General features: G+C 58.7%; 13 protein-coding genes. 5 read left to right on the forward strand and 8 right to left on the reverse strand.

From position 1 onward, the window contains the following. The first annotated feature begins 1 nt into the window (after position 1). Positions 2-2983: a virulence factor SrfB gene (locus tag IM314_RS02435; protein WP_193358188.1), complete on the forward strand. Its 2982-nt coding sequence runs from the start codon at positions 2-4 to the stop codon at positions 2981-2983. Beyond that, positions 2980-5154 carry a virulence factor SrfC family protein gene (locus IM314_RS02440; RefSeq protein ID WP_193358187.1) on the forward strand — a complete coding sequence of 725 codons (2175 nt, stop codon included), beginning with the start codon at positions 2980-2982 and terminating at the stop codon, positions 5152-5154. The genes IM314_RS02435 and IM314_RS02440 overlap by 4 nt, the downstream gene beginning before the upstream one ends. A 56-nt stretch (positions 5155-5210) precedes the next feature. On the opposite strand, the gene IM314_RS02445 is transcribed toward IM314_RS02440, so the two are convergent. Both IM314_RS02445 and IM314_RS02450 read right to left on the reverse strand, forming a co-directional pair. Beyond that, positions 5211-5966, reverse strand: a complete 756-nt coding sequence (locus IM314_RS02445; protein ID WP_041909774.1) for an alpha/beta fold hydrolase — start codon at positions 5964-5966, stop codon at positions 5211-5213. 86 nt (positions 5967-6052) lie between these two features. Continuing rightward, positions 6053-6226, reverse strand: a complete 174-nt coding sequence (locus IM314_RS02450) for a GhoT/OrtT family toxin (protein WP_014883956.1) — start codon at positions 6224-6226, stop codon at positions 6053-6055. A 244-nt stretch (positions 6227-6470) separates the two neighbouring features. On the opposite strand from IM314_RS02450, the gene IM314_RS02455 reads away from it, so the two are divergent. Genes IM314_RS02455 through IM314_RS02465 form a run of 3 tightly spaced genes read left to right on the forward strand, consistent with a single transcriptional unit; the run spans position 6471 to position 7365 of the window. After that, complete coding sequence (locus IM314_RS02455; RefSeq protein ID WP_041912006.1) at positions 6471-6797, forward strand: DUF1971 domain-containing protein; 327 nt, start codon at positions 6471-6473, stop codon at positions 6795-6797. A 27-nt stretch (positions 6798-6824) separates the two neighbouring features. Then, positions 6825-7178, forward strand: a complete 354-nt coding sequence (locus tag IM314_RS02460; protein ID WP_059354363.1) for a DUF1971 domain-containing protein — start codon at positions 6825-6827, stop codon at positions 7176-7178. Between the two features lie 4 nt (positions 7179-7182). Beyond that, positions 7183-7365, forward strand: coding sequence for a DUF1869 domain-containing protein (locus tag IM314_RS02465; protein ID WP_003856955.1), 183 nt, complete (start codon positions 7183-7185; stop codon positions 7363-7365). Positions 7366-7404: 39 nt separating this feature from the next. On the opposite strand, the gene patD is transcribed toward IM314_RS02465, so the two are convergent. From patD to IM314_RS02495, 6 genes are all read right to left on the reverse strand, one after another. Beyond that, positions 7405-8829 (reverse strand): aminobutyraldehyde dehydrogenase, encoded by a 1425-nt coding sequence (gene patD, locus IM314_RS02470; RefSeq protein ID WP_193358186.1) that lies wholly within the window; start codon positions 8827-8829, stop codon positions 7405-7407. A 24-nt stretch (positions 8830-8853) separates the two neighbouring features. Further along, positions 8854-9660: an ABC transporter permease gene (locus IM314_RS02475; RefSeq protein ID WP_041909768.1), complete on the reverse strand. Its 807-nt coding sequence runs from the start codon at positions 9658-9660 to the stop codon at positions 8854-8856. Beyond that, the gene (locus IM314_RS02480; protein WP_193358185.1) at positions 9650-10594 is read right to left on the reverse strand and encodes an ABC transporter permease; all 945 of its coding nucleotides are present in this window, start codon (positions 10592-10594) and stop codon (positions 9650-9652) included. Before IM314_RS02480 ends, IM314_RS02475 begins: the two co-directional genes overlap by 11 nt. 1 nt (position 10595) lies before the next feature. After that, complete coding sequence (locus IM314_RS02485; RefSeq protein WP_028013306.1) at positions 10596-11609, reverse strand: ABC transporter ATP-binding protein; 1014 nt, start codon at positions 11607-11609, stop codon at positions 10596-10598. 17 nt (positions 11610-11626) lie between these two features. Next, complete coding sequence (gene ydcS / locus IM314_RS02490) at positions 11627-12772, reverse strand: putative ABC transporter substrate-binding protein YdcS (protein WP_047365016.1); 1146 nt, start codon at positions 12770-12772, stop codon at positions 11627-11629. A gap of 270 nt (positions 12773-13042) precedes the next feature. Further along, positions 13043-14452, reverse strand: coding sequence for a PLP-dependent aminotransferase family protein (locus IM314_RS02495; protein WP_047365015.1), 1410 nt, complete (start codon positions 14450-14452; stop codon positions 13043-13045). Between the last annotated feature and the right edge of the window lie 25 nt (positions 14453-14477).

The raw sequence follows: 14477 nt of genomic DNA on the forward strand, positions 1-14477 counted from the left end.
TATGCTGGTAAATCTTTGCGACTATAAACAAAGCGTCACGCTTATTGCCAACAGCGGCGTGCAGTTCCTGGATTTCGGCCTGACGCCGCAGGACACCGCCAGCAACGGGCGCTTCGTACGTAAAACCGCGAACGGCCCCCTTTTGCGACTCGATTTCGACCTGGTGAACGGGCGCTATACCCTGCCGGGGACGAACGGCGGTCAGCCTGAAGTGGTTAAACCGGAAACCACCATTCCGCTGCATCAGTCCCTTGCCGTGCTGGACGGCGTCTGGCTTCCCGTGCCCTTCCTGCGCTTCAACCCGCCGCGGACCTTTGTGGAAGGACCGGATAACTGGGCGCGCGTTCAGGTGCGCAAGCTCGAGAAGCCCGACACGGCAGGCAACTCGCACCGCGTCACCCTCGCGCTCGACAGCCAGATCGCGGAGCATGCCACTTCCGCCCTGTCGCCGGTTGAAAACGATATTCTGAATGGAACCCGCTTTGCGCTGGCGTGGCGCGATAGTGAGGTAGAAAGCTTCCTCGACCAGACATGGATTGACGGCTGGCTGCGTGAGGCATTTACCCAGTATGCCGACGGCGTGGAAAACCGCTCTGAACGCGACCTGCATCAGGCGATGCGCAGTTTTGAATATCAGGCCCACTGGCTCAATGTACTGACCATGCTCGGTGAACAGCTCACCGTGCCGGAAGTGAAATTTGTCACCCATACGCTCAGCACGCCTGCCATTCCTGTCGACCTGATCCTCGACGTGGGCAACACCCACACCTGCGGCGTCATTATCGAAGACCACGGTGATGCAAACGACGGGCTCCGGCAGACCGCCGAGCTGCAGGTTCGTTCGTTAAGCGAGCCGCAGTTCCTGAACGAGCCTCTCTTTACCAGCCGTCTTGAATTCTCCGAAGCGCGTTTTGGCAAACAGCACTTCTCGGTGGAAAGCGGTCGCGAAGATGCGTTTGTCTGGCCGTCGATTGTTCGCGTGGGCGATGAAGCCCGCAAGCTGGCGATGCAGCGCCTGGGAACCGAAGGTAACAGCGGCATCTCCAGCCCGCGCCGCTACCTGTGGGATGAAACGCCTGTCGTGCAGGACTGGCGCTTTAGCCAGATGAACGGCAAAACCCAGCGTGAACCGCTCGCCACGGCGTTTCCGCTGATGAACCTGATGAACGATGACGGTGAGCCGCTGTTTACGCTGCCGCAGGACGAGCGGCTGCCGGTCTTTTCGCCGCAGTACAGCCGCAGCACGCTGATGACGCACATGCTGTGCGAGCTGCTGGCGCAGGCGCTGGGCCAGATCAACAGCGTCGCCACCCGCCTGCGCCTGGGTTTCCCGGCCTCGCCGCGCCAGCTGCGCACCCTGATCCTGACCCTGCCCTCGGCCATGCCGAAGCAGGAGCGCGAGATTTTCCGTCGCCGCATGTTTGAAGCCATTGCCATCGTCTGGAAAGCGATGGGCTGGCACCCACAGGATGAAGATTTTGCCACCCGCAAGCAGCAGGAAAAAAGCGTGGTGCCGGTCCCTGAGATCCAGATGGAGTGGGATGAAGCCAGCTGCGGTCAGTTGGTCTGGCTGTATAACGAAGCGATTTCCCATTTTGGCGGCCAGACGGAAGCCTTTTTCGCCTCCCTCGCCCGCACGGATCGTGAACCTGAGCCAGGCGTGCAGCCGGGGCGCGCATTACGCGTCGCGTCTATCGACATCGGCGGTGGCACCACGGATATGGCAATAACCCACTACCAGCTTGATGACGGCTCCGGTAATAACGTCAAAATCACCCCGCAGCTGCTGTTCCGCGAAGGGTTCAAGGTGGCGGGCGACGATACCCTGCTGGACGTGATTCAGCGCTATGTCCTGCCCGCCCTGCAAACGCAGCTGCAGAAATCCGGCATTGCGGACGCCTCGCTGCTGATGGCGTCGCTGTTCGGCGACTCCGGGCGTATTGATACCCAGGCGGTACTGCGCCAGCAAACGGCGCTTCAGCTCTTTATGCCGCTTGGCCACGCCATTCTTTCCGCGTGGGAAGCCAGCGACATTGACGATCCGCTGGCGGGCCTGCATGCCACCTTTGGCGAACTCCTTGCGCAGAAACCAACCCGCAACGTGATGAACTATCTTCAGCAGGCAATCGATCATGCCCTGCCGGCGGGCTCAGAAGCCTTCGACCTGTTCGCCGTGCCGCTGCACGTGAACTTCCGCGAAATGCAGGATGCAATGCTGGCCGGTCAGTTTACGCTGACCTCGCCGCTCCACGCTGTGTGTGAAGCGATTTCCCATTACAGCTGCGATATTCTGCTCATCACCGGGCGCCCGGGCTGCCTGCCGGGCGTTCAGGCGCTGATTCGGCATCTGCAGCCGGTGCCGGTCAACCGCATCGTCTGGCTGGATAAATATCAGGTTCACGAGTGGTATCCCTTCAGCCAGCAGGGGCGCATAGGCAACCCGAAATCGACCGCCGCGGTGGGGGCCATGCTCTGCAGCCTGGCGCTCGATCTGCGTCTGCCGCGCTTTAACTTTAAGGCCGCGGACATTGGCGCGTATTCAACGGTGCGTTATCTCGGCGTGCTGGATAACACCGTCAACACCCTGCGCGAGGAGAACGTCTGGTATCAGGATATCGATCTCGATAAACCCGGCGCGAAGCTCGACGCGCGGCTGCACTTCCCGCTGCGCGGTAACGTCACCCTCGGTTTCCGCCAGCTGGCGAACGCGCGCTGGCCCGCCACGCCGCTTTATACGCTCAGCATCAACTCGGCTGAACTGGCAAAAGCGATTGCCGGCGACGGCGTGCTTAACGTGCGGCTTAAGCTCGGCGGCGGCAGCAAGCAGGAGGGCCCGGAGGCCTTCGAGCTCAGCGATGCCTGGCTGCAGGACGGCACGCCGGTTGCGCCTGACGCGTTAACCTTCAAACTGAATACCCTGGCCGATCGCCGACACAGCGGTAGCCACTACTGGATCGACAGCGGGAGCGTATACCTGAAATGACAGCGACCACGACCACCACTCAGGCCTTGATCGGGTGGATTAATGAGACGCGCCTGAACGCCCCTGTGCTGGATAACGATGCTGATGCCCTGCTTGCTCGCATCAACGCGGCGCAGGCGCGGGAGCAGGCCATTGAACGCGCCCTGACCCGCCGGAGCAGCATTGGGCTTTACGGCTATTCTCAGAGCGCCAAAGCGCACCTGCTGCTGTCGCTGTGCGGCAGCGGTAACGGGCGCCTGAACGTGATGCCGGGCCAGCGCACCTTTGACTATTTTTCGCATATTAACCCAGGGCATGCCCTGACCAACATGGCCGTGCGCTTCACCCGAGACACCCCGGAGGTAGCGGATGAGGCGTTTCCGCTGCGTCTGAGCCTGGTCACCGAGGCCGAACTGGTACAACTGTTTATTGCCCGCACGACGCTGCACCCGCAGATGCGTGCGGTGGATAAGGCGGTCATTGAGACGCGTCTGGAGAAATGGCGCGGCCTTCGCCAGCCGCAGAGCGTGCCCGGCATCACGGCGCAGGATGTGGGTGCGATTTCGCGTTTCTGGCAAAGCACGGTACCCGCCGCGAGACAGCAAATTGATGACGCCCTGTGGCATGAGTTTGCCCAGCTGGTGCCATCGCTCGATCTCAGCACCCGCGCCAGCGTCTGGTCGCTGCTGTGGGGCGAGCAGCAGGAGTTAACCCAGCAGTGGCTGAAGCTTGCCCACGTGCTGCATCAGACCAGCCATGCGAGCGAGCTGGCTGCGCCGCTGAGCCTGCTGGTGGACAGCTTTGGTCTGCCTGGTGAAGGGTTCCTGACGCACGGCACCTTAACCCAGCAGGAAACTCAGGAGACGCTGCTTCATCCGCTGAACAACGGTGAAATGCTCAACGCCATCAGCATCCCGGTCGACGTGCTTGCTTTCCTTACCCGCGAGCTGGTCTTGCCGGTTGAGAATGGCGCGCTGGATAACGTTGATATCATTGATATTCCGGTCTTTGAAGACGGCAGTGCCGATCCTTTAGTACAGGCTAAATGCCAGTGGCTGCTTGAACATTACCGCCAGCAGCTCCAGCCGGATGTGCTGGTTATCTGCAACGCGACAGCGCGGCACGAGCAGACGGCCCAAAAAGCAAAAGTGTTAATTAACTGGATTAAAGAGACCCAGCCTGCCGAGGAGTCTGCCCTGCCGGGGCTGGTGTGGGCGATCACACCGCATGACGCTCGTTTCACTACCCGACAGAATCTCGATGAAGCCGTACAGCATCTGCTGGGCAAGCCAGGCCTGCGCTGGGGAACTCTGCAGGCGCTGGACAGCCACAGCATGCAGCGCGTCATTGAGTGGTTGTCTCAGGCGACGCTCCCGGCACAGCGGCAGAAGCGCCTTGGCACGCTGAAAAACCTGCTGCGGCAGGAGATCGCGTCGCTGATGCAAAGCTATCTGGCGCCGCTGGTTGAGGAACCGGGTACACGACGTGCTCAGGCCGAAAATATGGTGCGCACGCTGCAAAGCAGTGCCGCCCGTCACGGGGAGCTGCTTGAGGGCCTGCTGCCGCCGCTGAAAGCCTTTGAAACGCTGCTCGCCGTTCAGCAGCCGCGCGAGGAGCAGGTGAACGGGCTGTTCACGGACACCATCGATCTGTTCGCCGATAACGCCCAGGAAAGCGCAGGACGATTCCAGACAAAAGACAAAGCGCGCCTGGCGCACAGAGTATGGATAAATCATCTGCGCCAGTGGAGCCGCAATGAAGCTACCGCCGCCCGTCTTGGTCTGGAGCCCGCGGTGCTGCAGCAAATTGCGGATGTGCTGGTGGTAACCAGCTACCGGCTTAATCTGCCGCAACAGCTTCAGCAAATTGTCGACGCGGATAAAAGCAGCGCGGCGCAGCTGCATGCGGTGATAGGGAATTTCGTTGGCTGGCTGGGTTACGACCAGACCCCGTCAGCAGAACGCCCCGCAAGCCGCATTCGCAAAGGTCAGGCAATCTTTGTTACGCCCGTCGTCAGCAGTGCCGCACCGCGCCTGACGCGTCTGGGGGAGCAGCCTGTTCATGCGGCCACCGCGTACGTTTATGACTGGCTGGTTGCCCTCTATAACCGGGCAATCGAAAACATTGATTATCAGCACCCGCATGATGTTCAGCCTGACGCACGTCGGGCACTGCGGGCTTTAATCCTGTAGAGGCCTATCTTGCCGGGTAGCGCTGCGCTTACCCGGCCTGTATTCAGCAACGATAATCACGCCGCCATACACTCCGCTAACGCCTGCGCCAGTGCCGACGGGTTTTCCCACGACATGGAGTGCCCCGCCGCAGGGATGATTTTGACCTCAACGCCCTTCAGCTTCAGATTATCCACATCGTCATCCGGCAGTGAGAGCTCACCAAAAATCAACGTCACCGGGCAAGGTAGCGACAGAAATTGCGCTTCCCAGTCCGGCTCAACACCGGCGACCAGGCTTGATGCGCCGCGCCAGACGGCATAGGGTGCATTGCTTTGCAGGCACCCGGCCCAGGCGGTGGTCTCTTTGCGGAGCATGGCATTATAGCCCTGCGCCACAAACTGGTGTTCAGTTTGCGCCGCAATAGAGCGGCTAAACATCCCCCCACCTGCGTGAAAATTGGGCTCCGACACCATCAGTCCCTTCACGCGCGGTGCCAGCAGCCCCGCCGTTTCTATAGCAATGCTGCCGCCCATGCTGTGACCGTATAACCAGAAGGCATCCAGCTGAAGATGGTCAATCAACTCCGCCACGACGCGCGCCTGTTCAGTCGTTTTATAGCTGTAATGTTCAGGCTTATCGCTGTAACCGCTGCCGGGTAAATCGATGAGAATAGCTCTGCGCCCGTCAAACTGAGGGTCTCGGACGACGCGAGGATATTCATAGGAAGAGGCGCAGCCCAATCCGTGGATAAAGACTACGGGATCGCCAGAACCGGGCAAATCATGCCAGCGCACGGTGCAACCCGCATGATGCGAGTAAAAACTGTTCATAAGCACTCCTTTTACGATGCACTGTGTATTTATACAGCCATCGTAACTGGAATGCTATGTTCATCTTTCGAAATTGGAAGGATGCTTCAGAAAAGAGAAATCAGCAGCGCAACGGGGAAACTCATCGGCCAGGTCGACCCGACCAGAAACGCGCTAAGCAGGCGGATGCGCTTGCGGTCTTTAGAAAGGAACCAGGTAATCAATGCACAGATGGAAGCCATCACTGCGTAAAAAACCAACATCTTTTGATACAACGTCATTCTGTATACCAGAGCCGAAAAAATAACCGCACGCAATATGCGTCATATGTTGATACAGATCAAGTTTTTTCATTACATAATAACCACTTAAATATTACGGCTAATAACAACTGAGTATTTTGTATTACAAACAGGGGGAGCCACCCATTATCTTCATTGATAACATGCAAGTGAAATGCACTTTTTGATAAATCTTCTCTTCCGCAAAGGCGTCTAATAAAGGCAGACATACATGGGAGGCAATATGCTACGCATTCCGCAAAGCTGTATTCATACCCGCTCTACCCCTTTCTGGAATAAAGAAACCGCCCCCGCCGGGATCTTTCAGCGTCATCTCGACACGGGTACCCGTCCGGGCGTTTATCCCCGCCTGTCCGTTATGCAGGGTGCCGTCCGCTACCTGGGTTATGCTGATGAACATGCCCCTGAGCCTGACAGCACACTGATTATCAGGGCCGGCCACTTCGGTGTTTTTCCCCCTGAGAAATGGCATCACATCGAGGTGATGAGCGACGACACGCTGTTCAATATTGAATTTTTCGTCGAACCAGAGGTGTTGAAGTCGCTTTAAGCGGCTTTTATTTACGAGGAAACCCTTATGCTACGTATCCCTGAGAATTTTGTTCATACCCGCTCCACGCCATTCTGGAACAAAGACACCGCGCCAAAAGCCCTTTTCACCCACCATAATACGAAAGCCAGCGTATATGGCCGTTTGTCGGTGATGCAGGGTGCGGTGCGCTATTTTGGTTTCCCGAACGCTGACGCGACCGAACCGGATCTGGAACTGGTGATTGAAGCCGGATCGTTTGGCATCTCGCCGCCAGAGAAATGGCACCGCATCGAGCTATTGACCGACGATACCTATTTCAATATCGACTTTTTTGCCGATCCTGCTGTTACGCTTCAGGGTGCAGGCATCGGCAAAGTAGTCAATACACATAAGGAGTAACCGCGTGGGTAAAGCAACGTACACAGTGACCGTGACCAACAACAGCAACGGCGTCTCGGTGGATTATGAAACAGAGGCCCCCATGGAGTTGCTCATCCCCGACGTCGCCGCAGACGTGGTCAAAGATCTGGTGAATACCGTCCGCGCTTACGACACGGAAAATGAGCACGAGGTGTGTGGCTGGTAAAGCAAACGCCCGGCGATGCAGACCGCCGGGCATGATTTCCTAATGTTTTATCATCACATGCCGGACAACCGTATAATCCTCAAGTCCGTACACCGACATATCCTTTCCATAGCCAGACAATTTCATGCCGCCGTGCGGCATTTCGCTCACCAGCATAAAGTGGGTATTGACCCAGGTGCAGCCGTACTGCAGACGAGCGCTCAGGCGATGGGCGCGTCCCACGTCTTTCGTCCAGACCGACGACGCCAGGCCGTACTGCGAATCGTTCGCCCAGGCCAGGACCTGCGCTTCATCGTTGAATTCGGTGACGCTCACCACCGGTCCAAACACTTCTCGCTGAACGATGGCATCGTCCTGTTTCGCCCCGGCCAGCAACGTTGGCTGGAAGTAGTAGCCCGCCCCCTCTTTTTTGCTCCCGCCCGTCACCACGCGGATATGGCCAAGGGCTTTCGCCTCGTCAACCGCCTGACAGACGCGTGAAAGATGGGCAGCCGAGCTGAGCGGACCGAGTTCAGTAGACTCATCCTCCGGGGCACCCATTTTGAGGCTGGCGACCGCGGCACCGAGCTTTTCCACCAGCCGGGCATAGATCCCCTTCTGGGCATAGATACGGCAGGCCGCCGTACAGTCCTGCCCGGCATTGTAGAAACCAAACGTCCGCACGCCTTCTACAACCGCATCCAGGTCGGCGTCATCGAACACGATAACCGGCGCTTTACCGCCCAGCTCCATGTGGGTGCGCTTAATGGAGGACGCCGTGTGGCCGATGATATGCTCCCCGGTGGCAATCGAACCGGTCAGCGACACCATGCGCACTTTTTCATGTCCGGTGAGCGGGTCGCCCACCGTTTTTCCACGGCCAAACAGCACGTTGAGAACGCCAGCCGGGAAGACATCTTTCGCCAGCTCCGCCAGCTTCAACGCCGTTAGCGGCGTGATTTCAGACGGCTTGATGACCACACAGTTACCGGCCGCCAGCGCAGGCGCCAGCTTCCATGCCGCCATCATCAGCGGGTAGTTCCACGGCGCGATAGAGGCAACCACGCCCACCGGGTCGCGGCGGATCATCGACGTGTGGCCGTCAAGATACTCACCCGCGGCCAGCCCGTTCAGGCAGCGGGCCGCCCCGGCGAAGAAACGGAAAACGTCGACCACGGCGGGAATTTCATCGCCCAGCGCACAGTGCAGCGGCTTGCCGCAGTTGAGGGATTCGAGCCGGGCAAACTCTTCGCCATGCGCTTCAATCGCATCCGCGAGTTTCAGCAGGCACTCGGCGCGCGTTTTCGGTGTCGTTTGTCCCCACTCAGTAAAAGCCCGGTCGGCGGCCTGAACCGCCGCGTCGACCTGTGCCGCTGACGCTTCAGCAATCTCCAGCAGCACCTCTCCGGTGGCCGGGTTATAGACAGGCTGTTTCTCTCCCTCTCCGGCAACCAGTTCACCCTTTATCAGCAGATGTGTTTGCATAGCATTGTCCTGTTCAAATCAATGTTATTTCCCGCCGCCGGCGATGTTCTCGCCGTCGCGGGTTAGCCACCAGGCTCCCAGAATGGGGATGGTTGTTACCAGCATCACCAGCAGTGCAACGACGTTGGTGACCGGCACGTCGCGCGGACGGCCTAGCTGATTGAGCAACCACAGCGGTAACGTGCGTTCGTGTCCCGCCGTAAAGGTTGTGACGATAATTTCGTCAAACGACAGGGCAAACGCCAGCATTCCCCCGGCCAGCAGCGCGGAGCCCAGGTTGGGCAGCACCACATAGCGGAAGGTTTGCCATCCGTCGGCCCCGAGATCCATCGACGCTTCCACCAGACTCCAGGAGGTGCGTCTGAACCGCGCAATCACGTTATTGAAGACCACCACCACGCAAAACGTGGCGTGCCCAACCACGATGGTGAAAAACCCCGGCTCAAGGTTGATTGTTTTGAACGCTGTCAGCAGCGCCAGGCCGGTGATGATCCCCGGCAACGCAATCGGCAGCAGCAGCAATAGCGAGATCGCGTTCTTGCCAAAAAACTCGCTTCGCCAGAGCGCCGCTGCAGCAAGCGTGCCAAGCACCAGGGCTATCGCGGTGGATAGCGCGGCAACCTGAAGTGACAACGTCACCGATTCGATGATATCGCCGCGCCCCGCCGCCGCAGTAAACCACTTCAGCGTCAGCCCCTGAGGCGGAAAGCTGTAGGCAGCATCTTCGGTATTAAAGGCATAGACCGCGATAATCAGCAGCGGGAAGTGCAGGAAGATGACGCCTCCCCACGCTGCCACTTTCAGGAACAGCGGTGCGCGTTCAGAGTGCATCGAATGCTCCCAGACGTTTCACGAACGCCAGATAAAGAGAAATCAGCACGATGGGAACCAGCGTGAACGCGGCGGCCATGGGCATATTGCCGATAGCGCCCTGCTGGGAGTAGACCATGTTACCAATGAAGTAGCCCGGCGGCCCGACCAGCTGCGGTACGATGAAATCCCCCAGCGTCAGGGAAAAGGTGAAGATCGAGCCCGCGGCAATACCCGGTATAGCCAGCGGCAGAACGACATAGCGGAAGGTCTGGCGCGGGCGCGCGCCGAGATCGGCTGAGGCCTGCAGCAGCGAAGCCGGCAGACGTTCCAGCGCCGCCTGAACGGGCAGGATCATAAACGGCAGCCAGATATAGACGAAGACCAGAAACCGCCCCAGCCCGGAGGTGGATAAAGTGTTGCCGCCTACCGCGGGTAGCGTAAGGATCGAGGTCAGGAGCGGCTCCAGTCCCAGGTGGTTGAGGAACCATTGTGCCACGCCGTCCTTCGCCAGCAGCAGCGTCCAGGCGTAGGCTTTGACGATGTAGCTCGCCCACATTGGCAGCATCACGGCGATATAGAAAAACGCTTTCCACTTGCCGCGGGTGTATCGCGCCATGTACCAGGCCATCGGGAACGCCAGAATTGCGCTGGCAATCGTCACCGCAATCGCCATCGTTAACGTGCGCAGGATGATGTCGTAGTTTGCCGGATTGAAGAGCGCCAGTATGTTCGCCAGGGTCAGATCCGGCGTGACCGTCATGGTGAAATCGTCAAAGGTGTAAAAACCCTGCCACAAAAGGGTCAGCAGCGATCCTAAATAGACAATGCCAAACCACATCAGCGGTGCAAGCAGAAGCAGGAACAGTCCGAGCGACGGTTTACGCCAGAACAGGGACGTAATGCGGCTTATGCGGCCGCGCGGGGCGGGAGGGTGCGCGACACTCATAGCCATTTCACCTCTCCTCCTGCAGGCGAATCATCGCCTCGCGCGACCACGACGCCGTGACGGCCTGCCCCGGCGCAATGCCGCTTAGCGGCGAGAAATCGCTGAGATTTGCCTGGCTCACCAGCAGTTTGGCACCGTCGGCGAGCCTGAGCTCAAGGCGCGTGGCAGCCCCCTGATACTGAACGGCCTGGACGACGCCCTGCACCTGAACCTCACCCCCCTCATTCAGGCGGATATGTTCCGGACGCAGGGAGTAGCTGCCCTCCATGCCGCAGACTTTATGCGCCAGGCCTGCATCGAAGACGTTCGAGGTGCCGACAAAACCGGCGACAAACGGCGTGCGCGGGCGCATGTAGAGATCGCGCGGGGTATCGACCTGCTCGATGCGCCCGTTATTGAACACCGCCACCCGGTCCGACATGGAGAGGGCTTCACCCTGATCGTGGGTGACGAAAATAAAGGTGATGCCGAGTTCCTGCTGAAGTTTCTTCAGCTCGAACTGCATCTGCTCCCGCAGCTTGAGATCGAGCGCGCCTAACGGCTCGTCGAGCAGCAGGACGCGTGGTTCATTCACCAGCGCCCGCGCGATGGCCACACGCTGGCGCTGGCCTCCGGAAAGCTGCGAAGGCTTGCGGGCGACGGCAAAGCTTAAGCCCACTTTTTCCAGCGCGTCGCGAGCCTGCGCGTGGCGTTTTTTCTTGTCGACGCCTTTCACCATCAGCCCGTAGGCGACGTTATCGAGGATCGACATATGCGGGAACAGCGCGTAATCCTGGAATACGGTGTTCACGTCCCGCTCCCACGGCGGCAGCGCGCTCGCCTCTTTGCCAAAGATAGATATCGTGCCGCCTGACAGCTGCTCAAAGCCGGCAATCAGACGCAGGCAGGTGGTTTTGCCGGAGCCCGAAGGCCCCAGCATGGAGAAGAATTCTCCGTCACGAACGGCAATGGTGACCCCATCCACCGCCCTCACGTCGCCGTACAGACGGGAAACGTCATTAAACTCTACCGCGTACGTCATGTTCTGCTCCCGGATGATTAACGGCCACCCATGATGGCGATGTAATCCTGCGTCCAGCGGCTGTAAGGCACATATTTTCCGCCTTCTGCGATGGGGGTTTTCCAGAACATGATTTTGTCAAAATAGTTATAGCCGTTGGTTTCACAGCCCTTGTCACCCAGCAGCGTGCTGGCCTTACACCCTTCAGGCACGACGGGCAGCGAGCCAAACCATGCCGCCAGATCGCCCTGCACTTTCGGCGTGAGCGACCAGTTCATCCACTTGTAGGCGCACATCGGGTGTTTTGCCTGCGCATGCAGCATGGTGGTATCCGCCCAGCCGGTCACCCCCTCTTTCGGGAAGACGGTGGCAACGGGCTGGTTCTCGCCCTTCAGGGCATTCGCCTGATACGGCCAGGCGCTGGAGGCCACGACGCCTTCATTTTTGAAGTCACTCATCTGGACGGTGGTGTCATGCCAGTAGCGGTGGATCAGGGCATGCTGGTCGCGAAGTACCTTGAGCACGGCGGCATACTGTTCTTCAGTGAGCTGATACGGGTCGCTAATACCCAGCTGCGGCTGAGTGGCTTTGACGAACAGCGCCGCATCGGCGATATAAATCGGACCGTCGTATGCCTGCACGCGTCCCTGATTGGTTTTGCCGTCCGGCAGATCCTGCTTCGTAAAGACCACGCTCCAGCTGTCCGGCGGCGTCGGGAAGGTTTTGGTGTTGTACATCAAAAGATTGGGCCCCCACTGATACGGCGTGCCGTAGACCTTGCCGCCCACGTTAAACCACTCGCCCTTCACGATGCGCGGGTCAAGGGTTTTCCAGTTGGGGATCAGTTCCGGGTTAATCGGCTGAACGCGTTTTCCCATAATCAGGCGGAGCGAGGCATCACCTGACGCGGTGACAAGGTCGTAACCTCCCTTCGCCATCAGGCTGACCATTTCATCGGACGTGGCCGCCGTTTTAACGTTGACCGCACAGCCGGTCTCTTTTTCAAACTGGGTAACCCAGTCATAATTTTTATCCGTCTGTCCGCGTTCGATGTACCCCGGCCAGGCGATAATATCCAGTCGGCCTTCCCCGCCGCCAATGGCCTTTGGTGGTTCTGCGGCTTGCGCGGTCATGATAGTCATGCCGAGCGCGCACAGGCTGCTGCGGGCAAATTTTTTGCTCATAAGAGTTACTCCTGTCGCAATGAAATTTAGCGGCAGCCGTGCCGTAAAAATATCTCCCTTATTAAACGTAGACCGCGCAAATGCGCCGCACCGTTCGGCTTAAGGAAATTTCATCAAGGTGTGACCGAGGACGCATTCCCCGTTAACTGGATTATAGACAAGGAGTTAGCCGCGAAAGCCGGTATGCAGATTTCATATGATACGGCACCGCAAAATATTTGCCGTGCCGTCGTCAGGATAAGAAATGATTATTTAAATAAAGGGGAAAAGTTATTCCATCATTGTGCTAATTAATTTACCTAACTGAATGACCGCCTGCTCTTCCCGCTCGCCCCACGCCCAGGACGTATTAAACCGGAAGAACGGCGTCCACGCGTCAGAGGTGGAAAACATTTTTCCCGGCGCAATGCTGATGTGGTGCGTTAAGGCCTTTTCGCTCAGCAGCCCCGCGTCCAGCCGCGCAGGTAGCTCCAGCCATAAAAAGTAGCCGCTGTCGTTGTGGTGGATTTTGACGCCGGCGGGCATATGGCGCAGAAGTGACTGCCAGGCCTGTTGTTTTCGCTCGGCGAGCGTGCGTCGCAGGCGGCGCAGATGGGCGTCGTAGCGCTTGGTCGCCAGGTAGTCCACCAGCGCCAGCTGCATGGGAGAACTGGTTGATAAGGTGCTCATCAGCTGCAGCTGCTGAATGCGGCGCGCGTGTTTTCCTGCCGCCACCCAGCCGATGCGAAACCCCGCCACCAGGCATTTTGAAAAGGAAGAGCAGTGAAGCGTCATATCTACCCGGTCCCAGGCTTTGGCCGGAAGCGGTTTTTCGCGACCAAAATAGAGCTCGCTGTAGACATCGTCCTCGATCAAGGTGACGTTGTGCTCCGTCAGGAGCGCGACCAGACGCGCTTTTTTTTCCGCACTCAGCGTGAAGCCAAGCGGGTTTTGGCCGTTGGTCATGAGCCAGCAGGCTTTTACGGGGTAGTCGTTCAGCGCCTGCTCCAGCGCATTCAGATCGATCCCCTCCCGGACGTCTGTGGCGACCGACAGCGCTTTTAGCTTCAGACGCTCCAGCGCCTGCAGCGCGCCGTAAAAACACGGGTTTTCAACAATCACCCAGTCTCCTGGCTCCGACACCGCCTGCAAACTCAGGTTGAGGGCCTCAAGGGCGCCTGCGGTAATGACGATCTCGTCCGGCGAGATGTTCATCCCCTGCTGCGCATAACGGCGCGCAATGGCGTGACGAAGTTCAGCGTTACCGGGCGGCAGGTTCTCAATCACACTCATTGCGGTAGCGGTTTTACTGACGTTTGCCAGCGAGCGGTTGAGCTGCTGAAGCGGGAAAAGCCGGGGGTCGGGAAACGCGGAGGCGAAAGGAACAACGGACGGATCGCGGCTGGCCTGTAAGACCTCGAAAATGTAGGTGTTGATATCTACCGCTTCGTCACGCATTACCTGGGCAGGCGGCGCAGGCTGTTGTGCGGTCGGGCGCGAGGCAACGTAATAGCCCGACTGCGGCCTGGCGACAATGCGCCCCTGACTTTCCAGCATCTGATACGCGTGGCCAACGGTCATAAAGCTCATGCCGCTGCTTGCCACCTGCTCTCGCAGGGAAGGCAGCTTATCGCCCGGCAGCCAAACGCCAAGCTCAATCTGCGAGATAATTTGTTGCGCCAGACGCTGGTATTTTTTCATCAGATTCTCCTTATTGCCGACAGTG

It is taken from the genome of Enterobacter cloacae complex sp. P42RS (assembly GCF_014930595.1).
Taxonomy (GTDB): Bacteria; Pseudomonadota; Gammaproteobacteria; order Enterobacterales; family Enterobacteriaceae; genus Enterobacter; species Enterobacter bugandensis.

What these genes read in the sequence shown, in the direction of transcription:
- IM314_RS02435 (WP_193358188.1), top strand. Translation starts at nt 2, where the DNA reads ATGCTGGTAAATCTTTGCGACTATAAACAAAGCGTCACGCTTATTGCC.
- IM314_RS02440 (WP_193358187.1), top strand. Translation starts at nt 2,980, where the DNA reads ATGACAGCGACCACGACCACCACTCAGGCCTTGATCGGGTGGATTAAT.
- IM314_RS02445 (WP_041909774.1), bottom strand. Translation starts at nt 5,966, where the DNA reads ATGAACAGTTTTTACTCGCATCATGCGGGTTGCACCGTGCGCTGGCAT.
- IM314_RS02450 (WP_014883956.1), bottom strand. Translation starts at nt 6,226, where the DNA reads ATGACGTTGTATCAAAAGATGTTGGTTTTTTACGCAGTGATGGCTTCC.
- IM314_RS02455 (WP_041912006.1), top strand. Translation starts at nt 6,471, where the DNA reads ATGCTACGCATTCCGCAAAGCTGTATTCATACCCGCTCTACCCCTTTC.
- IM314_RS02460 (WP_059354363.1), top strand. Translation starts at nt 6,825, where the DNA reads ATGCTACGTATCCCTGAGAATTTTGTTCATACCCGCTCCACGCCATTC.
- patD (WP_193358186.1), bottom strand. Translation starts at nt 8,829, where the DNA reads ATGCAAACACATCTGCTGATAAAGGGTGAACTGGTTGCCGGAGAGGGA.
- IM314_RS02475 (WP_041909768.1), bottom strand. Translation starts at nt 9,660, where the DNA reads ATGCACTCTGAACGCGCACCGCTGTTCCTGAAAGTGGCAGCGTGGGGA.
- IM314_RS02480 (WP_193358185.1), bottom strand. Translation starts at nt 10,594, where the DNA reads ATGGCTATGAGTGTCGCGCACCCTCCCGCCCCGCGCGGCCGCATAAGC.
- IM314_RS02485 (WP_028013306.1), bottom strand. Translation starts at nt 11,609, where the DNA reads ATGACGTACGCGGTAGAGTTTAATGACGTTTCCCGTCTGTACGGCGAC.
- ydcS (WP_047365016.1), bottom strand. Translation starts at nt 12,772, where the DNA reads ATGAGCAAAAAATTTGCCCGCAGCAGCCTGTGCGCGCTCGGCATGACT.
- IM314_RS02495 (WP_047365015.1), bottom strand. Translation starts at nt 14,452, where the DNA reads ATGAAAAAATACCAGCGTCTGGCGCAACAAATTATCTCGCAGATTGAG.